Origin of the sequence: Adlercreutzia muris (genome assembly GCF_008831045.1) — a bacterium.
In the GTDB taxonomy this organism is placed as follows: Bacteria; Actinomycetota; Coriobacteriia; order Coriobacteriales; family Eggerthellaceae; genus Adlercreutzia; species Adlercreutzia muris.
Genome location: NZ_WAJS01000003.1, coordinates 22,828 through 42,274, shown reverse-complemented (window position 1 = coordinate 42,274; position 19,447 = coordinate 22,828). Strand labels below are relative to the sequence as shown.

13 protein-coding genes are annotated in these 19,447 nt (G+C 65.4%); 8 read left to right on the top strand and 5 right to left on the bottom strand.

All coding sequences use genetic code 11. The annotated features are described in order from the left end of the window. Positions 1 to 198: 198 nt before the first annotated feature. Positions 199 to 2,154, bottom strand: a complete 1,956-nt coding sequence (locus F8D48_RS01535; protein ID WP_151429685.1) for a UvrD-helicase domain-containing protein — start codon at positions 2,152 to 2,154, stop codon at positions 199 to 201. A gap of 9 nt (positions 2,155 to 2,163) precedes the next feature. Continuing rightward, a complete protein-coding gene (locus F8D48_RS01530; protein WP_151429684.1) occupies positions 2,164 to 3,117 on the bottom strand; it encodes a hypothetical protein in 954 nt (317 codons plus the stop codon). A gap of 331 nt (positions 3,118 to 3,448) precedes the next feature. On the opposite strand from F8D48_RS01530, the gene F8D48_RS01525 reads away from it, so the two are divergent. The 6 genes from F8D48_RS01525 to F8D48_RS11875 all read left to right on the top strand — a co-directional run bounded on the left by F8D48_RS01525 (position 3,449) and on the right by F8D48_RS11875 (position 12,261). Further along, entirely contained in the window at positions 3,449 to 7,093 is a 3,645-nt protein-coding gene (locus F8D48_RS01525) for a molybdopterin dinucleotide binding domain-containing protein (RefSeq protein WP_135971044.1), read from the top strand. 18 nt (positions 7,094 to 7,111) lie between these two features. After that, entirely contained in the window at positions 7,112 to 7,771 is a 660-nt protein-coding gene (locus F8D48_RS01520) for a 4Fe-4S dicluster domain-containing protein (RefSeq protein WP_016309656.1), read from the top strand. A 6-nt stretch (positions 7,772 to 7,777) separates the two neighbouring features. After that, positions 7,778 to 8,692, top strand: coding sequence for a dimethyl sulfoxide reductase anchor subunit family protein (locus tag F8D48_RS01515; protein WP_151429683.1), 915 nt, complete (start codon positions 7,778 to 7,780; stop codon positions 8,690 to 8,692). A 208-nt stretch (positions 8,693 to 8,900) separates the two neighbouring features. Next, positions 8,901 to 9,611: a 4Fe-4S dicluster domain-containing protein gene (locus tag F8D48_RS01510; RefSeq protein WP_151429682.1), complete on the top strand. Its 711-nt coding sequence runs from the start codon at positions 8,901 to 8,903 to the stop codon at positions 9,609 to 9,611. A gap of 9 nt (positions 9,612 to 9,620) precedes the next feature. Next, positions 9,621 to 10,601 carry a 4Fe-4S binding protein gene (locus F8D48_RS01505; RefSeq protein WP_151429681.1) on the top strand — a complete coding sequence of 327 codons (981 nt, stop codon included), beginning with the start codon at positions 9,621 to 9,623 and terminating at the stop codon, positions 10,599 to 10,601. A gap of 352 nt (positions 10,602 to 10,953) precedes the next feature. Continuing rightward, a complete protein-coding gene (locus F8D48_RS11875) occupies positions 10,954 to 12,261 on the top strand; it encodes a 4Fe-4S binding protein (RefSeq protein WP_240806166.1) in 1,308 nt (435 codons plus the stop codon). 163 nt (positions 12,262 to 12,424) lie between these two features. Here F8D48_RS11875 and F8D48_RS01490 read toward each other — a convergent pair whose 3' ends face one another. Further along, positions 12,425 to 13,714 (bottom strand): ATP-binding protein, encoded by a 1,290-nt coding sequence (locus F8D48_RS01490; RefSeq protein ID WP_151429680.1) that lies wholly within the window; start codon positions 13,712 to 13,714, stop codon positions 12,425 to 12,427. 324 nt (positions 13,715 to 14,038) lie between these two features. On the opposite strand from F8D48_RS01490, the gene F8D48_RS01485 reads away from it, so the two are divergent. Continuing rightward, complete coding sequence (locus F8D48_RS01485) at positions 14,039 to 15,475, top strand: hypothetical protein (protein ID WP_151429679.1); 1,437 nt, start codon at positions 14,039 to 14,041, stop codon at positions 15,473 to 15,475. Between the two features lie 218 nt (positions 15,476 to 15,693). Here the strand turns inward: F8D48_RS01485 and F8D48_RS01480 are convergent, their stop codons facing one another. Both F8D48_RS01480 and F8D48_RS01475 read right to left on the bottom strand, forming a co-directional pair. After that, positions 15,694 to 17,349, bottom strand: coding sequence for a sensor histidine kinase (locus F8D48_RS01480; RefSeq protein ID WP_151429678.1), 1,656 nt, complete (start codon positions 17,347 to 17,349; stop codon positions 15,694 to 15,696). Further along, positions 17,346 to 18,023 (bottom strand): response regulator transcription factor, encoded by a 678-nt coding sequence (locus F8D48_RS01475; RefSeq protein WP_151429677.1) that lies wholly within the window; start codon positions 18,021 to 18,023, stop codon positions 17,346 to 17,348. Before F8D48_RS01475 ends, F8D48_RS01480 begins: the two co-directional genes overlap by 4 nt. Positions 18,024 to 18,174: 151 nt before the next feature. Here F8D48_RS01475 and F8D48_RS01470 point away from each other — a divergent pair, with 151 nt between their 5' ends. Then, on the top strand, positions 18,175 to 19,305 hold the full coding sequence (locus F8D48_RS01470; RefSeq protein ID WP_151429676.1) for a VTC domain-containing protein: 1,131 nt from the start codon (positions 18,175 to 18,177) through the stop codon (positions 19,303 to 19,305). Positions 19,306 to 19,447 lie beyond the last annotated feature (142 nt).

The window sequence follows — 19,447 nt, the reverse complement described above, 5'->3', positions numbered from 1 at the left end:
CATCCCTTACCAACCCCTCTCTTTCCCCTCCTTTCGAGTCGACTCCGCCTCCCCCTACGCGGGGTCGACGCATATCTGGAGGTGACAAGCGCAAGGGCGGTGGATCATGGCCAGAAGCAGTCGGAAGCTATCGGAATTACTTTGGCAAAAGAAAAGCCCCGATAAGGGGCTTTTCTGGCGATTTGGGCAGGGGGGAGGTTAGTCGATGCCCATGTCGGCCAAGAGGGCCTGGCCGCCCAAGGTAATGGGGGCCGCCCCGCCGGCTTCCCCTAAGAAACAGGTGGGGCGCAAGGTGGCCACGCGCTCGCCGGATTCCATGCGTACGCGGGAGACCTGCATCTTCGTGCGCTCGGCCAGCTCGAGCGGCGCTTTGCTGAAGGTGGAGAACATCAGCGCGTCGCTCGCCTTGCCGGCTGCGGCGGCGAAGGCGCGCCGACCGGTCTCGCGCACCCGGGCGCGGTCGGCGTCAGTGGAGACCACCTCGAAGGCGTCGCGGGCCGGCACGAATCCGTCCACGCAGCCCACAGCGTACACGGCGCGATACGAGCAGCCGCACATCTGCTCGTAGGAGCTCACGCGCACCGCCCGGGGGTTGTCCTCGTGCACCGGGGCGAACTGGGTGGCGCGGGCCGCGGCGTACAGGGCCGCCGCATCCTCGTCGCCCACGATGCGGTCGGCCAGGGCCGCGAAATCGCGCAGGCCCTCGGCGCCCACGGCCGCGAGCAAGGCATGGCCGCGACGGGCGCGGTTGGCCTCGATGAGCGTGCGGCCGGCATCGTAGCGCTCGGCCAGGCGCTCGGCGCGGGGGTAGGGCTCAGCCTCGCCGGCGGCGCGTGCCGCGCTGGCGGCGTCCAGGGCATCGAAGATGGTCGCGTCGTGCTCGTCGCACCACTCCAGCAGGAACTTCCAGCCATCCGACAGCGTGAGGTAGTTTCCGAAACCGAGCCAGGCGCGCCAGGCGAACAAGTCATCCGGGTCGGCGATAAGGTTCAGCGCCGTGTAGGCCGCAAGGGCCTTGGCGCGGCTCATATCGCGGGGGTCGCCGGCCAGGCGCTCGAAGCCCAAAGACGACACGGAAAAGCCGCGCTTGGCGAGCATCTGCGAGAAGGCGTGGGCCCACTGCTTGTTGGGGGCCACGATGCATGTCTCGGCCTGGATGGCCTCGGGGTTCTCGGCGTTCAGGGCGAACAGGTAGCGCGTCAGGCCGTTGAACTCCTCATCGGGGGTGTTCCACTTCACCGTGGCAATGTCGCGGATCTCGCCTCGGCGCTCGCCGGCGGCAAGGGCGTCCTCGTTGCCTGCGCGCAGCACAGCATCGCAGAAGCCCGTGATGTCGGGGTTGCCGAAGGCCGTTTCCAGGTTGAACACGGTCACGCCGCGGCGCAGGGTATCGAAGGTGTCAAAGCCTTCAGGTGCGGGGAAGTCGCTGGCCGCGGCCACCGTCTCGTCGGGATTGCCCGCCACGATCACTTGGTCGCGGGCGAGCAGGCACAGGCAGGTCTGCTGGGCGGCCGACAGATTCTGGAAGTCGTCGGCGAGCACATGGGCGAAGCGCTGGCGCGCCTCGGCGCCGGCATCGCTTTGCAGGTAGCGGCAGCAGAGGTAGGCCACCTCGTCTTCCAGCATGGCGTTCGTGCGGGTGAGCAGGCGCCGGGCCAGATCGAGCGTCTCCTGCTCCTCGCCGGGTACCACCCACTCCTCCTCGGGGGCGCCCGCGCACCACTGCTCTTTGAAGTGGCGCAGCAGCGAGCGCAAACGCCGGGCCGGGGTTCCCAGGGTCTTCATGTCCTCCAGGAAGAAGTTGTACTCGAAGGGCGCCAGCACGCGCGGCGTGCGCCCGGTGACCGCGCGTGCCTCGGGCGCGTCCAGCACGGCCAGGCACACCTCGCGGGCGCAGGTCACGTTCGCGCGGGCCGCAAGCGCTGCCGCATCGGGCATGCCGGCAGCGGCGAGGGCTTCAGCCAGCCGATGGCGTGCCTGGCGGGCGGCCTCGGCCGTGGAGGTGGCCAGCAGAATGGCCTCGGGCGCGACTCCGGCGCTCAGCAGGGCAGCGGCGCGGCGCACCAAAGCCTCGGTCTTGCCGGAGCGCACAGGCCCGGCGATTTTGGCGATGCGGCCGCTAAAGGCCGCGATCTCGGCGATCACGTCGGCCATAGCAGCCTCCTACTCGGCCAGGACGCCGCAGGTGGCGTCGAAATCGCGGGTGGTGCCGTCGGCGTAGATGACCGTCCACTGGTCGAAGGCGATGGGGAAGTCGGCCTCGGGCAGGGCGTACTTCTTCTGGATGTCCTCGCCCAGATGGGCCTCCTCGGCGATGCGCTCGGCTACGATCTGCTCGGGGGTCTTCTCGAGCTCGCCGCGCTCGGCGGCTTCCAGATCGCGGGCAATGCGGGCCTGCACCACGATGTCGGCGGCCTCCTCGGCTTCTTTGGCCGCCTCCTCGGCTTCGGCCACCAGGGCCGGCGAGGCCATGAACGTCGCCTCTGCCGCGGCCTCGGCTTCGGCCGCTTCGGCCGCCGCGGCCGCTTCGGCAGCGCGCGCCGCGGCCTCATCGGCCACCTTGCGGGCTGCGAGGGCTGCAAGACCGGCGACGTACTGCTCCTCGTAGGACGCATCGGAGGGCAGCTGCACAGCTACCACGCCCTCGCCGAGGGCGCCTTCGTTCAGGGCCGCGCGCACGCGGGTCACCCACACGCTGTCGGCCGGATCAATGCCGCAGGAGGAATCCAGGCGCAGGCGCACCATAAGGCGACCGCCCGCAAGCTCCACCTCCAGCCACGTGAAGAAAAGCTCGTCGCGGCCCTCCTCGCGCTGGCGGCGGTTGAAGATCTTCATCTGGTTCTCAACGGCGTGCACCTGGTTCAAAAGCCAGTGCTCGATGGAATCGCTCCACAGCGCATCGGCGCCCTCGGCCGTGGAATCCAGGTACTCGCGCGCTCCCACGCGCACCATCATGCGGATGGTGTTTTCCGGCGCTCCCTCGCCCGCCGGGTGCGTGCGCACCACCGGCGTTCCCAGATAAGAGTAGCAGCGGTCGATCTCCAGGCGCAGATCGTTGTCCACGAGACGCTCGTCCAAGTCGAGCAGCAACGCCATGGAGGGATGGGGCTTTGCCATCGGGGTCTCCTTTCCTGTTGGCAGCCGACGTAGATCTTGGCTGCCGCCTATCCTCTTCGTTGTCCAGTATAGGAGGGGCGCGAACAGGGAAATCATCCTGAAGAGATGAGCTTGCGGATGATTGCGCGGGCCTGAATCGGCCTGCTCTTATGATTGCGAAACGTAACAGCTCCGTATCATTTCCCACCGTTGGGCAACAAAACATCGGCAGCTTGCCGACAGCTGCGGCGGACATCCCTCCCATCCATCCAAGGGACGCGCCGCCAAGGCTCCGCCGGCGGCTCCCGGTGTTTTGTTGAAAGCTATCTACTCTAAGAGAGAGGAGGGACCCATGGCTAAACTTTCACTGACTCGTCGCAGCTTCCTGAAGGCAGCCGCCGTCACGGGCGCTGCGAGCACCTTGAGCTTTGCCGCCGCTCCGTCTGCGGCTTTGGCCGAGGGCGTCGACGAATCAGCTGGTGAGGTCAAGCGCATCCGTTCCTGCTGCCGCGCGTGCGGTAAAGTGGAATGCGGTGTGTGGGTCACCGTGCAGGACAACAAGGTCATCAAGGTTGAGGGTGACGAGTCCAACGCGCACAGCCGCGGTCATTGCTGTGCCAAGTCGCAGTCGTCCATGCTGGCTCTGTACCATCCCGATCGGCTGCGCTACACCATGAAGCGCACCAACCCCAAGGGCGAGGACGATCCCGGTTGGGTCCGTGTGAACTTCGCCGAGGCCATGGACGAGGTCGGCGCCAAGTACAACGAGCTCATCGAGAAGTACGGCGGGAAGTCGATCTTCTCCATGGGCGGCACCTCGCGTGTGTGGGCGCAGCCGCCCTATGGCACGCTGAAGTCGGTCTTCGGCACCCATAACTTCCATTCCGCCTACGAGATCTGCAAGGGCCCCCGCCACTTCGGCGGCGTGCTCACCGATGAGAAGGGCTCGCCCTGGATGGAAGTGGAGCAGGGCCCGATCGTGTACGTGCAGTGGGGCACCGCGTCGGAGTACTCCAACTACGACTCCACCAACCGTACCGTCGTCGACTGCTCGCAGCGCGCCTACAAGCACATCCTGGTGGACCCGCGCATGAGCCCGCTGGGCAAGGAGGCCGACATCTGGCTGCCCATCCGCGTCGGCACCGACCTGGCGCTGTCGCTGGGCTGGCTGAAGTGGATCGTGGACAACGACGCCTACGACAAGAACTTCGTGAAGCGCTGGTCCAACGGTCCGTTCCTGTACAACCCCGAGGCCGACGGCAAGACCTACAAGGGCTACTTCCTGGAGATGAACGGCGGCATTCACATGACGAGCCGTCTTCTCACCGAGGCTGACCTTGATCGCGAGTGGGTCTCCCAGTTCTGGGAGCCGGCGCCGGAGCAGTACTCCTATCGCCGCTTCATCTGCTGGGACGCCGCCAACGAGAAGCCGACCTACTGGGACGCCGAGGAATGCCAGTGGGAGGGCGAGAAGCACAAGATCCCGACCACCGGTACCTGGATCGAGCACCCCTACAAGCCCATCATCGCCGATGCCTGGCTGCCCGACCCCTCCAAGTTCGCCGACCCGGCCGACCCGGCCTACGACGCCTACTGGACTGGCGAGGGCAACGAGAAGGGCGCCAAGTCCAACCCGAAGGGCCTGCCGAAGGACCCGGAGCTGTGGCCCGACGGCGTGCAGGTGAAGTTGAAGAACGGCACCATGATCGAGGCCAAGTCCGTGTGGCAGGAGTGGGAGCACAACCTGGAGGAGTACACCCTCGAGAACGTGTCCCAGATCACCGAGGTGCCCGCCGACAAGATCGAGGAGGCGGTGCGCACCTACACCACGCGCCTGAACCCGCTTCACGGCAACGGCGGCATCCACTACCAGCTGGCTCCCGACCAGACCGGCCACGCCGTGCAGAACACCCGTGCCCTGCAGCTCATCGCTTGCCTGACCGGCAACTCCGACGAGCCCGCCGGCAACCGCGGCTCCTCCAAGGCCCAGGTGGACGGCTGCTGCGGCCGCGCCAACATGATCGTGACCGATCATGAGCCCGTCGACTGGGGTATCCGCGAGGGCATCGGCACCATGGAGCTCGGCAACACCCCGCGCGATCTGACCATCGAGGACCAGATCCCGCTGATCCAGAACTTCGTGAAGTACCTGCAGGCGGAGAATTCCCCGCTCATGGAGCGCTACGGCAACCACATTCCCACCGATGAGGAGGCCCGTATCATCGCCATGCGCAAGGGCGGCGATTACAAGGGCTCCCGCGCCTTCCCGGGTCTGAAGACGCCGTTCGAGAACAACGCGGACCAGATCTCCGCCGAGCGCTTCCCGCTGCTGCGCTTCTGGAACTCCTGGACCGACGCTTCCTCCATCTGGGACGCCATCCGCGAGATCGATTCCCCCTACAAGCTCTACGGCGGCATCTGCATGTCCGGCGACTTCATGAACCAGTCCAACCTGCTGGAAGCATGGGACGCCCTCACGCAGCTCGACTTCTGGGTGGACATCAACCTGTGGTCCTGCCCGAACAACGGCACCGCCGACTACGTCTTCCCCTGCACCCACTGGCTGGAGACCAACACCGGCCGTGTGTCCCAGGGTGCCGGCGGCATCTTCGGCGCGGGCCAGCGCTGCGTGGAGCCCATCGGAGATGTGGTCTTCGACCCGACCTTCGTGGTGTGCCTGCACAAGTCCATGGGCGTGCCGTTCAACGACCGCGATCCCGAGTACGACGAGTGGCTGAACCTCGACTACCACGACTTCATCCAGGCTGGCGGAAGCGTGGGCTACGAGGAGCAGGAGTACCGCGTGCTCAAGGACGCCACCGACTGGTGGAAGACCGAGGAGTACCCCGATGGCCCCGACTTCCCGCAGTACGCTGCGAAGTTCCAGGAAGAGGGCTGGTTCGACTGCCGCAAGTGGCATCCCGAGCGCTGGGGCACCTACCGTCGCTGGGAGATGGGCTACCGTCGCCAGCAGGCCGGCTACAACCTGTACGCTGCCGTGGACGAGAAGTGCGCCTTCGGCACTCCCACCGGCAAGGTTGAGATCTGGTCGACCATCTGTGAGTCCTACATCGGCGACACGGTGACCGAGTCCTACGTGCTGGAGACGCCGGGCACCACGGTGAAGGTGGGCGACAAGACCCCGTACTTCGCCGAGGTGTGCTCGCCCGAGCGTGCCGCCTACGCTGGCGACATTCCGGACATCGACAAGTTCCCGCACTGGTTCGAGGCCAAGAACTCCCGCGTCTCCAACCCCGAGTGGTACGACGCCAGCCTGGTGGACAGCGCTTCCTACAACAGCGAGAGCTACCTGAACAAGCCCTACCACCTCATCGAGGGCGTGGGCACCGGCCAGGCCACCGACAACGGTGACACCGACAACCTCGAGGCCTACAAGAAGGCCGTGAAGGAGAACCCGGAAGCCACCTTCATCTGCACTTCCGGCGCTCGCCAGCCCGTGTACTTCCACTCCGAGCACCGTCAGCTGCCCTGGTGCCGCGAGCTGTGGCCGTCCCCGCGCTTCGAGATGAACCCGAACGACGCGGCGCGCCTCGGCATCGAGCAGGGCGACTGGATTTGGGTCCGCACGCCGTGGGGCGCCATCCGCGAGGTGGCCGACCTGTACTACGGCATCAAGGAAGGCACCACCAACGCCAACCATGCCTGGTGGTACCCCGAGATGGACCACGCCGCCCATGGCTTCGAGCTCGTCGGCATCAACTGCACCATGGACAAGTACGCCCAGTGCTGGATCTGCGGCGCCTCCCAGCTGCGCGGCAACCCGATGGTCGTCTACAAGGCCACCGAGGAGAACTCGCCGTTCGGCAACCCGGTGCCGTGCGACCCGTGGGGCAACGAGGCCATCACGAACGCCAACGACCCGCGTCTGAAGGAATGGCTGGCCAACGACCCGCGCCTGGACGACTCGAAGGTGGAGCTCACCTATGCGAAGTCCGATGCCAAGGGCCTGCAGACGATCAGCCTTATCAAGGAATAAAGGAAGGAGGTAGAAGCTATGTCCAACTACGCAATCATCACGGACCTGAACCGTTGCACCGGCTGCCTTGCCTGCACCGTGGCGTGCAAGGCCATCAACGGCGTCGATGTGGGCAATTTCTGGATCAAGACCCTGCGCGTCGGTCCTCACCCCATCGAGGGCGGCTCCGGCACCTACCCGGACGTGGAGATGTACTTCCTTCCCGTCCAGTGCCAGCACTGCGAGAACCCCGAGTGCGTGAAGGTGTGCCCGACCGAGGCCTCGCACGTGGCCGCCGACGGCACCATCCAGATCGACAAGGACAAGTGCATCGGCTGCCAGTTCTGCGCCATGGCCTGCCCCTACGGCGTGCGCTACCTGAATGAGGAGGAGCGCGTCGTGGAGAAGTGCACGCTGTGCGAGCAGCGCATCTCCCAGGGCGAGCTGCCCCAGTGCGTGGCCCAGTGCGGCGCCCGCGCCCGCTTCTTCGGCGATCTGGACCAGGGTGTGGCGAACTTCGAGGCGCCGGCCCATCCCGACAGCCCGGGCTGCCAGTACGACGAGATGACCAAGACCCGCGTCAAGCTCAAGGACTACGTGGAAGCCTTTACCGAAAACGACATTCACCATCTCACCAACAAGGGCAACGATCCCAAGATCATGTACTTGCTGCGTGAGGGCCGCAAGTGGAGGGAGTAACTACCAATGGAAATTCAGTGGCCCCTTATTCTCTTCACCTTCTTTAACTGCCTGGCCTCCGGCATCTTCCTCGTCCAGGGCATCCTGACCCTGGCGGGCAAGGGCAAGGCCATGCAGCTGGCCTCCTGCGTGAGCGCCATCGTGGCTTTGGCCGTGGGCGGCCTGGCGGTGTTCTTCCACCTGGAGAACCCCCTGCGCATGCTGAACGGCTTCGGCCACATCACCTCGGGCATTACCATCGAGCTGATCTTCGTGATCATCTTCGGTATCGCCGTGGTGCTGTACTTCCTCATGATGCGTCGCGCTGAGGAGGGCGTGGCCCCCAAGTGGTGTGCCATCCTGGCCATCGTGGTGTCCGTGGCCCTGCCGTTCGCGACGGGTGATTCCTACCTCATGGCCGCCATCCCGGTGTGGGACACCATGCTGCTGCCCGTGTACTACGTGGCCGCCACGGTGATGCTCGGCGGTCTGGCCGCCATGATCATCGCCGGCGCCACCAAGGCCGAGGACGCCGTGAAGCTGTCGAGCACCCTGGCCTTCATCGGCACCGTGTGCGTGGCCATCGTGACTGTGGTGTACGCCGTGGCCATCTCCGGCATGGGCGAGTCCTACACCACCATGGAGTACTACTTCGATCCGACTCTGCCCGATGTGCCCATGCGCGGCGCTGAGGCTGCCGTGACCGGCGCCATCATGACCGGCCAGCATGCCGTGGCCTTCTGGCTCGGCGCCATCGTCATCGGGTGCGTGGCCCCGGCCATCGTCTCCTTCCTGGCCATGACCGGCAAGATTGCCGCCGACAAGGTGCTCGTGGCCGCCGTGATCGCCATCGTGTGCGCCATCATCGGCACCATCGTGTGGCGCGTGCTGCTCTACGAAGTGGCCGTGAACGCCCTCATCCAGTTCCAGTGGGCGAACTAGCGTAACGGAGGCGGCCCGTTCTGGTCGACGGGCCGCCCTTTGAGGAACTTGAGCGAGGCGGGCTTTTCTTACCGGACAAGCCCCGCAGGCAACGCATCGGCCCGCCTCGCTTCTCGGCAGCGTTTCCGAAATGGCTTGAAAATCCAGGTTGCGCCTGTGCACAACCTGGATTTTGAAGCCATTTGAGCGAGAGTGAAGAGGAGAAGCCATGGCTGAGGAGAAGAAAGAAGCGACGGCGGTGCCCGGGGATGGCGCCGTTGAGTCCAAGCGCGCCGAGCGCGGCGGTATCTCGCGGCGCGGACTGTTCATCGGCGTGGGGTCCACGGTGGCCCTATTGGGGCTGGGCGGCCTGCGCTATGCGGGGCACAACCCGCTGAACCGACCGCCCGGAGGCACCGACGAGGCGCACCTGGTGTCGGGCTGCATCCGCTGCGAGCGCTGCTACGAGGCCTGCCCGCGCAAGGTGATCGTGCCCGCGAAGATCGAGGATGGCCTGCTCGGCATGCGCAGCCCCATGCTCGACTTCAACACGGGGAACTACTGCGACTTCTGCTACGAGGAGAACGGCGGCGTGCCCCAGTGCGTGGCCGTGTGCCCCACCGAGGCTTTGGAGCTTCCGGCCTCCTACACCGTGGGCAACCCCGAGACCGGCGAGACGGGCGATATCGTCATCGGCACGGCCGAGATCGACCCGCGCACCTGCCTGGCCTACCGCCTCACCGGCTGCCGCGACTGCTACGATGCCTGCAAGTACGGCGCCATCGAGCTGAAGGACGAGGGCGGCGCGAACCCCATTCCCTACGTTATCGAGGACCGCTGCAACGGCTGCGGTGCCTGCCAGGCCGTGTGCCTGTCGCTGTCCTCGGGCTCCATCAAGTCCAACGAGCGCGCCATTGTGGTGCGTCCCATCGAGGCATAGGGGGCACCTATGAAGACCAAGAACCTCCGCACCATCATTGCCGCCGCTGTGTTCGGCGTGATGGCAATCGGCCTGGTGGTCGGCGTGAGCACCGGCACTCTGTCCGGCTTCGGCTGGGACACCATCGCGGCGCTGTGCCCCTTGGGCGCGCTCGGCACCATGATCGCCACGAAGACCATGATTCCCCGGGCGGTCATCTCGCTTGTCATCATGGCAACTCTCGTGCTGCTCGTGGGTCGCGCCTTCTGCGCGTGGCTGTGCCCCACCACCCTCATCTACCGCATCCGCGACTACTTCCGCTCGCCCAAGAAGCGCAAGGCCCTGGCCGAGCAGAAGAACGCCGAGATCAAGGCCATTTCCCAGCAGGAGCTGGACAGCCTGAAGCCGGCCAAGGACGCCAAGGGCCACGCCTGCGGTGCCTGCGGGAAGTGCCAGCCGGTTAAGCACGGCAAGCTGGACTCGCGCCACGCGGTGCTCGGCGGCGCGCTTCTGTCCACGGCCGTGTTCGGCTTCCCGGTGTTCTGCCTCGTGTGCCCCGTGGGCCTCACCTTTGCCACGGTGCTCGTGCTGTGGCGGGCCTTCTCGGCGGGCGACGCCACCATCGGCATCATTCTCATCCCGGCCATGCTCATCGTGGAGCTCGTGTTTTTGCGGAAGTGGTGCACGCGCTTCTGCCCGCTGTCGGCCCTCATGAACCTGGTGGGCCGCTTCTCGCGCACCTTTGTGCCGGTTATCGACGATGAGAAGTGCTTGGAAACCGCCAAGGGCGCCTCGTGCAGCAAGTGCGCCGAGGTGTGCCAGTTCGACATCAACCTGCGCCACCCCGATTTTGGCGAGCTCACCACGGCCGACTGCACCCGTTGCCGTGCCTGCGTGGACGCCTGTCCCACCAAGGCTATCACTATGCCGCTGCTGGCGGGGAAGAAGGCGAAGGGCACCGTCGTGGTGGCCGACCCGGCCCTGGAGGATCTGGAGCCGAAGCTGGACTAGGAACTTGGGGCGGCGGCCCGCGGAACCCGTGCTCGCCGCCCGCTTCGCGCTGCTCCTGCTGCGAACGCGGCGAGAGAAGCAGAGGGGATGACGCACGCTAGTCGGTACTATCCCCGCATCGCTGCTGCTGGCGTGGAATCTGCTTCTTTTGAGCCGCGTTCTTCGCAGGGCGCTCAGAGGTCGGCGAGCACGGGTTCCGCGGGCCGCCTGCGCGATATCATTTTGAGCAGAGTGCAGGGCGCGCAGAGGTCGGCGAGGGCGGCCGCCGGAACCCGACGTAAGAGACATTGCTTTAGTCGTAAGAGCGGAAGAGCTTTGGGAGAGGCTCGACCGCCTTTGAAGAGGAGCAACTATGGTTGAGAAGATCGATGCGGCCGCTCACCGTCATGTGGGCGCTGCCTTTACGGCCGTGGACAGCGCGGCCATTCGCGTTCATCGGGAGCGCTGCGCCAAGGTGCGCAATCGCAATGTGGCGTGCCTGAAATGCGCCGCCGCCTGCACCTCGGGTTGCATTGCCCTGGTGGAGGGCGAGCTGGTTATCGATGCGGCCCGGTGCGTCGGCTGCGGTACCTGTGCCACGGTGTGCCCCACGTGCGCTTTGGAATCTCTGAACCCGAGCGATGCCGAGTTGGCCGGCGCCTGCCTGAGCGCCGTGCGCGACGGGCGGGTGGTCGTGGGCTGCGGGCTTGCCTTGGAGGCGCTGGATGGCCTCGTGGATAGCGCTGCCGTGGTTCCCGTGGTGTGCGCCGGGCGCGTGGATGAGTCGCTTCTGTGCACCCTGGCGGCCCGCGGGGTGCGGGAGGCTGCCGTGCTCTGCGGCCGATGCGACCGGTGCGCCCAGCGCCACGGGGCCGCCACAGCCGTGCTCGTGGCCGAGACGGCTCAGACCCTGCTGGATGCCTGGGGTGCCTCCCTGGCCGTGCGGGTGACCGACGAAGTGCCGCAGTTTCTGCTGACCGGGGGTGTTACGGCCGCTGAGGCGGCCCGGGCCCGCGACGACTTCTTCGCCGAGGGACGCGCTTGCGTGCCCGTGGTGCGCGAAGGGGACGCTGCGGCTGACGGGGTGGTTTCCGAGGGCGGCCCGCGCCCAGTCGGTCGCGGCCCGGTGTCCCTCTCATCCCCGGAGGCCGAGGCGGCCGATACCACGGTGGGCCCGGGCCTGCGCTTCTTCTGGAATTCGGGTCACAGCCGCAAGGTCGCGTCCCATTCCCTGCACGTCATGAAGGACGGCACCCTGCCCCATTTCGTTCCCGATCGGCGCGAGCGCTTACTTGATGCCCTGGCTGCTTTGGGCGAGCCGGCGGCTCCGTCGGTGGCGTGCCGCTTGGCGGGGGCCGTGGTCATCGATGGCGCGAAGTGCGTTTCTTGCCGTATGTGCGCCACGTTCTGTCCCACCGGCGCCATTGCCAAGTTCGATGAGGCCGATGGCGCACTGGGCGTGGCCCATACCCCCGCCGACTGCGTGAAGTGCGGCAGCTGCCGGGACATCTGCCCGACCCAGGCCATCACGATCCTCGACGAGGTGCGCACCGACTGGCTGGTGGATGGCACCTGCCATCGCTATCCCATGACGCCGCGGCCGGTGGATCTGGCCGACAACCCCCATCAGATTCTCGACACCTTCCGCCTTACGTTCAACGGCGACATTTTCGAGAGGTAGACGGCTGCCTTTCTCCCGGTAACTTTGGCAGCTGCCCTACCCCGCCCCCGAGCCTCTATCCTCTTCATGGCTCGGGGGCTTTTGTTTCACCTGACCTGATGGGCGAGCGAAGTATATAATGGCGCGCCCTTCTTCTCATCGTCTAAAATCCATGGATGGGTTCTTACGGGCGCAAGCAGCCGAGGGGGATGACGTAGACGCCGTCGGAGCGACGATAGGCATAGCCGGTGGCGGTGACGACCGCGAGGAAGCTCGGGGGTTTCATCTTGTTGGTGTCGATATCGGAAGCGAAACGGAGTAGGTTCTGCGCTGCCTCCTCAATGTGCTCTTGGCTGGCCAGCTTTACTTCGACCGGCGCCCAGCTTCCGTCTCTCAGGTGGATGACCGCATCGGCCTCGCGGCCCTTTTTGTCGCGGTAATGGTATATCTGACCGTTGAGGCTCTCGGCGTAGACGCGCAGGTCTCGCACGCAGAGAGATTCGAAGAACAGTCCGAAGGTCGCGAGGTCGTTGATGAGATCGCGGGGTCCAAGACCGAGGGCGGCGCAAGCAATGGATGGGTCGACGAAATGCTTCGTCGCCGATATTCGCACGGCGGTTTTCGACCGTAGATTCGGATTCCACGCGGGAAGATTCTCGATGACGAACAATTTTTCCAACGCAGAGATGTAGAGCGAGATGGTCTCGTCACTCAGCGTCGCCTCGTCATTGGCGGCCATGTCCTTGCGGATTTCGGCCAGCGAAGTCTCGGTGGCGACGGCACGGGAGTAGGAGCGCATGAAGCGCTTGATGCGCTCGGGGTTCTTCGTTCGCCGAAAGACGCGGTTGATGTCCTCGTGAACGAGGCCGTCATAGAACACAAATGCCTGTTCGAGGGCGACCTCTCGATCGAGGTCGAGGGCGCGGGGCCACCCGCCGCGACAGGTGAGATAGGCGTAGTCCTCCAGTGTCAGGTCGCATTGGGCGGCTATTGCTCCGTTTTCGCGGAATAGATCCGCGAGGGAAACGCTGCCGTTGCCATCGCGAGATTCGAATAGCGACATGGTTCTCATAGTTAGGGGGTTTATGCGGCCTATGCCGCTGTGCGCGTAAGGATGAGGTTCGTCACCTTCCGGATCGGAGAGCGGTGTGGCTGAGCCAGTGAGTATGAACTGCCCGTTCTCGCCGCGCTGATCCACTTCGAAGCGAATTTGATCCCAAATGAAGGGAATCACTTGCCATTCATCGATGAGCCGAGGGGCGGGACCGGCCAGCAGGAGGGCGGGCGCGTTTTTTGCAAGCTCTCTGTTCTGGGCGCTTGTTTGGCGATCTTGCATGAAAACGGAGCTTCGGGCCCTCTGCTCGGCAGTCGTCGACTTACCGCACCATTTGGGCCCTCGAATGAGCACGGCTCCGCTCGATTGCAACTTGAAATTGAGGAGGGAGTCGGCAACGCGAGGATAGTATTCAAGCATGGGAACCTCCTAATAATCAGGAAGTTTACGATAATCTCGGTCATTTGGCAATAATAACACTAGTCATTTGGCAGACATAATATCGTAAATTTGGACAAGTTAACATCGGTTATTCGGCATCCATCCTGCCCCGCCCCCGAGCCTCTATCCTCTTCATGGCTCGGGGTCTTTTGCGTGCGCCCCGCATAAATGGGCGTTTTTATGTCAGATTCGGGAGGACTCGGCGAAGGGCACCAATCCTATAATTTTACTTTAAATAGGTGGGCGCCGAACCGTTGTCCGGATGCCTCGGAGAGAGTGTTTCGTGGAGAAAAGGAGATCAGAGTGAGAGAGCAGAGCAAGCAGCGTCTTTCCCGGTGGGGTTCGCTTCTGTGCGCCGTGGCTTTGGTCGCGGGTATGGGGTTGCCGTCGGTGGGTGCGGCGAGCGCCTTCGCCGGTGACGAGACTGCTCAAGCGCCTTTGGAGGTGCAGGATATTCCCTTCGAGAGCGAGAACGTTAGCGGCGACGTCCCTGCGGCTGATGCCGCGACCCCGGCGCCCGTGAGGAGCGACGGGGAAGCATCGACCATCGATGGCGAGCCGTCGCGGGGGTCAGCGGACGCGGGCGAAGTGCCTTCCCCGGAGGCCTCTAACGGGGCCGTTTCCCCAGAGCAGCCCGCTGATGAGGTGCCTGCACTGAGCGCCGGTGTCGAGGAGGGCGCTGTTCCGAATGCCGACGCCAAGGCCGATGCCCCTGCTCCCAAGGGGGTATCGTCGGCCCAGTCCGAAAGGACCCTGGATGCGGCCGAGGAGACCTGCACGGTCTTTTTGTCTGGCTGGTGGCCGGTTGATGCTCCCGATATGATCGAAGGAGGCGGAGCCCCCTCTCGCCATAAGGTGAAGAAGGGGAGCTCCATTGCCGAGAACCCAGAGCTTGTGGCCGAACTTCAGGCGAGGCAAACCAGTCCGGGGAAGAAGTTCATTGGCTGGACCGCCATTCCCGTTGATTGGGCCACCGACGGGCGCCTCGACTTGATGGCGGAAACGCTCACGGTGAACAGCCCGCGCTACGACTTCAACACCCCCATTACCGCAGATGTCGCTTTGGTGTCTCTGTGGCTCGTCAAAGAGGAGTCGGCCGCAGATGATGCCATCCATGTAGGGGGAAGCTCAGGAATCACGGCCAGCGGAAATTTGAGCGGCGAGAACGTTCCCGACGGCAGCTATGTCAAAGTGGATGCCGAGGCGGTGGAGTCGGGGGCTGACTATGACAAGCTCATGGTCGTCCTCGGGGATGGAAAATGCGTTTTGGACGGCGTATACGAAGTCGATATGACCGTGAATGGTGGCGAGGTTCACGACGGTTTCGGCACGCTCAAGCTTACATTCCCCGTTAAGGCCAAGGAGTTCGGCGGCCGTGATGGAGACTGGGTTGTTCTGTGGCACGTGCACAACGATGGTCGTATCACTTCTCAGCGGGTTCAGGTGGCTGACGGCCATGTGAGCGTCGAGGTAAGCGATCTCTCTACCTTCGCGATTGGCATTCCCGAGCAGGAAGCGGGCCAAGAGCCGGGGCCTTCCGAAGATGAGGTGGGCACTGGGCCTGAGGCCGATGGAAAGACTGAGAAGCCGATGAAAGATGGCGAACGAGTTGCCAAGAAAACAGCCTCGTCTACGACACCCCTGGCGCAAACGGGCGATGTGACGGGAGGGGCCGTCCTTTTTGCGATGGCGGCAGTATCTCTCCTGGCCTTGGTCATTGCACGCTGGCAACGGTCGTAGCTTGATTTCTCTCGACGAAATTCGATAGCAGGGATTCCCTTGGCTTAGTCGCCGAGGGAATCCCTCTTTGTTTGTAGGGGAAGGGTCGATCGGATCGCTTCATAGGCTGAGCTGCCCAGTGGAGGGCGAGAAACGACATTTCTGTCGTTGGCGAAGGGGGGCGGGTGCTGAGTCGGATGGGGAAGGGGTGGGCGCCTGGGAGAGGAGAAGGCGAAAGCCTAGGCCAAGGGGAGGCGTAGGGTGAAGGTGGTGCCTGCTTCGGCGGTGCTCGCGGCGGTGAGGGTTCCGCGATGGGCCCGGGCGATGTCCTGGGCGATGGCCAGGCCGAGGCCATAGCCGTCGGCCGTCGGTGCCGGGGCGCTTGCGGCGGACGACGGGGACCCACTCGCAGCACCGGTGTACGCGGCGCTGTCACCGGCTCGATCACCGGCCAACGCCGGCATGCCCGCAGCGGTAGCCGCCGGGCCGTTCCCTCCGGCCAGGGCGGCCGTTCCATGGGTGCGGGCCTTATCGGCTCGGTAGAAGCGGTCGAACAGGTGCGGCAGGTCTTCGGCGGCGATGGGCTCGCCGCTGTTGCGCACGGCCAGTACGGCCTCGCCCGGCTCGGTGCCGAGGTGGATGGCCACGGTGCCCCCGGGCTCGGTGTACTTGCAGGCGTTGTCCAGCAGCACAGCCACGAGTCGTTCGAGGCGCGTGGCGTTTCCGCGCACCGAGATGCCGGCGGCCACGGAACTCTCCCAGGCGATATCGCGCTCGAAGGCCACGGCCTCGAAGGAGAGCGCCTCGCCTTCCACGAGGCGGCTGAGGTTCACCAGCGGAGCCTCGTCGCCGGCGGCCTCTTCGGTGGCCGGGCGGGCCAGATCGAGCATATCGGCCACGAGGGCCTGCATGCGCTCAGCTTCCACTTGGGTGCTTTCCACCCATTGCATCTGGCTGGCCACGGTGTCGCCGCCCCGTCGGCGCAGGATGGCGTTGTTCGCGAGGATCACCGTGAGGGGCGTCTTCAGCTCGTGGGAAGCATCGGCGACAAACTGCTGCTGCTGGTTCCAGGCTCGCTGCACCGGCCCGAGGGCCCAGCGGGAGAACCGCAGGTTGAGCAGGAACAACAGCCCAAGGGCCATAACGCCGATGCCCGCGAGCCCCCAAGCGAGCCCCTGCCACGCGTTCGCCGCCCCGCCGCCGGCAAAGGCCACGAGCCATCCGGGCCCCACTTCCCGCTTCGAGAAGAACAGGCGCTGCTCCTCTAGGTAGCCGTGAGTGCCCGGTGCCGTCAGGGCCGCTTGCATCGCTTCGGGCAGCACTGTTTCGGGCACGACGGCGCTCGACTGCTCCAACAGCGGCTGGACGAGATCGCCCTCCCAATGGTATACGGCCGTGGGCACGGGGCTGTCCGGCGTCCCCTGGAGCTCTCCGCCGATCTCCGGGGGCGTGAAGGTACCCTCGTCCGCCGGACCGCTCTCTTCAGGGGGTGTAAGGGGGTGTCGGTCGGGAACGAGTTGGGCCCGATGGCCCGCGGGGTTCAGGGCCTGGGCGAGGGTGCGGTAGGTCTCGTCCACATCGCTGCGGTAGTCCATGTAGCAGATGGCCGTGAAGGAGCCGGCCAGCACCAGGGCGGCCAGGCCCATGTTCAAGGCGATGAACTTCGCCCGCAAGCCGCGCAGCAAAGGCGGGGTCGTCGTGCTGGAGGGCCCGGTGGCCGCAGCGGGAGGGATCGGCGCGGCGCCGCGACTGCGGGCCTCCGCTGTGGAGCCCCGGCCGGCTGCGGGGGACGCGGCGTCGCGGGGGGCTTCCGGTGCGGCGGAGGCGCGGGATGCGGCAGGTGCCTCAATGGCAGGGTTGGTCATCGGCGAGGCGGTGGGGTCGTTGCCGATCACTGGGCGCCCTCGGCGAAGCGGTAGCCGACGCTGCGGATGGTCTCGATCTTGGCCGTCGACCCCACGTGGGCGATCTTCTTCCGTAAAAAGGAGATGTAGGCCTCCACGTTGTTGTCGCTGGCGCTGGAATCGGGCCCCCAGGCCCGGGTGATGAGCGCCTCCTTCGAGATGACCGCTCCGGGCGATCCCAGCAGGATGCGGGCGATGGCGAACTCCTTCTGGCTCAGGCGCACGGCGGCGTCTCCGCAGGTGAGGTCAAGGCTCTCCAGATTCAGGGTGAGATCGCCCGCGACCAAGGTCTCGAAGACCACGTCGCCCTGACGGCGAGTGAGGGCCCGCAAGTGGGCCATGAGCTCGGCCGGCGAGAAGGGCTTGGTCATGTAGTCGTCGGCTCCCGAATCGAGCCCGGCGATCTTGTCGGTCGTGGCGTCGCGGGCCGTGAGCAGCAGGATGGGCGTGCTCACATGGGCACGCCGCAGGTGCTGGGCCACGGTAAAGCCGTCGGCCTTCGGCAGCATGACATCCAAAATGATGACATCGTAGATGCCCGTCGCGCCGTAGTCGATGCCGGCCTGGCCGTCGTGGACCGCGTCCACGGTGTAGCCGTTGTCCTCCAGGATGCGGGCCAGCGCCTCGGCGAGGCGCACGTCGTCTTCCACCACCAGTATGTGCATGGGGCTCCTTCTCCTTAGGCCGGGCCGTTTTGCCACGACCTCCATTGTAACGCCGCGGCTGAAAGCAAGCTGAAAGGACCGCCCTGCTTCAGGGACTTTTCAGGAAGTCCCCCTATGATGGCCGCCGGGAAAGAGCGAGAGGAGGTGACCTGTGGCCGATTACCAGTGCGTGTTCAAGCGCGTGGAAAAGAAGCACCGCCTCGGGGCGACCGAGCGGCGCGCGGTGGAGGCGGCTGCCCGGGAAGGCGGCCCCATGGCTGTGGACGCCTACGGTCGCACCCGCATCACGAGCCTGTATGTGGACACGCCTGACCGGGCCATGATCGCCCGGTCAGTGGAAAAGCCCCTGTACAAGGAGAAACTGCGCCTGCGGGCCTACGGCGAGGCGGCTGGCGTGGCGCTCATGACCGCGTTCGGCGCCGGCCCGGCCCGGCGTGAGCCCGATGGCGTGGAAATGGTGCGGCACGAGATCGGTGGCGGGGAACCGGTGAGGCGCGAGATCGGCGGCGGGGAACCGGTGAGGCGTGAGGCTGGCGGAGCGCCCTTGTCGGACGGCGAGGTGGAGGCACGGGCGGCTTCAGCCCTGGCCGCTGCCGGCTTGAGTGCTGCGCCGACGGTGTTCTTCGGCATCAAGAAGAAGTTCAAGGGCATCGTGCACAAGCGGCGCTTGGCCCTTACGCTGCCGGCGGCCCTGGCCTTCGTGAGTGGTTTGCCCTACGAACAGGCCTGGGCCCGCTGGCCCGTGGCCGACGGCTCCGAGGAGGGAGGCCTCGCGCCCGGTGCCCGCCAGATCGCCCGGGAGTTGACGGCCGCAATGGATCGCTGGCTACCGCTGGTGCCATCCATGGGCATCGCCTGCGACCGCGAGGCCTGGGCCTATGCTGCGGCTGACGCATTCGAAGGGGGCGACGGGACAGGAGGGCGCGGCGGGATCAAAGCGGCTGGTTCCTTCGACCTAGCTCCGCGCTCCGCATTCGATGCAGCCCGACGTCCCGTCTTCGACCCAGGTCTGCGCCTCACCTTCGACGATGGGCTGGTGTACCTCGACTGTCACCAGCCGAAGGCCCCCTGGCTGCCGATTATCGCCTCCGACGAGGCCATCCTGGAAATTAAGAGCGCCGGCCCCTATCCGCCCTGGCTCGTGACGATGCTCTCGACCCATCGCATCTACTCGGCATCGTTCACCAAGTACGGGAGCGCTTACCAACTCGCTCACTGTGGGCACAATGGGAAAAAATGGACAAAAGTGGGTCGAGTGAGCAGCCGGGCCTCGCTCGGGTGAGCAAAATGATCGTGTGATACGAACTTTGCCTGTGATTTTCGGGCTGGCGACAGGGATCGCGCCCTTGAAATAGGGCTTTGGGGGCGGTTGAGGGCTCACTCGAGGCTTTTTTGTCCACTTTTTGGAAGAGTACTCGCCTAAA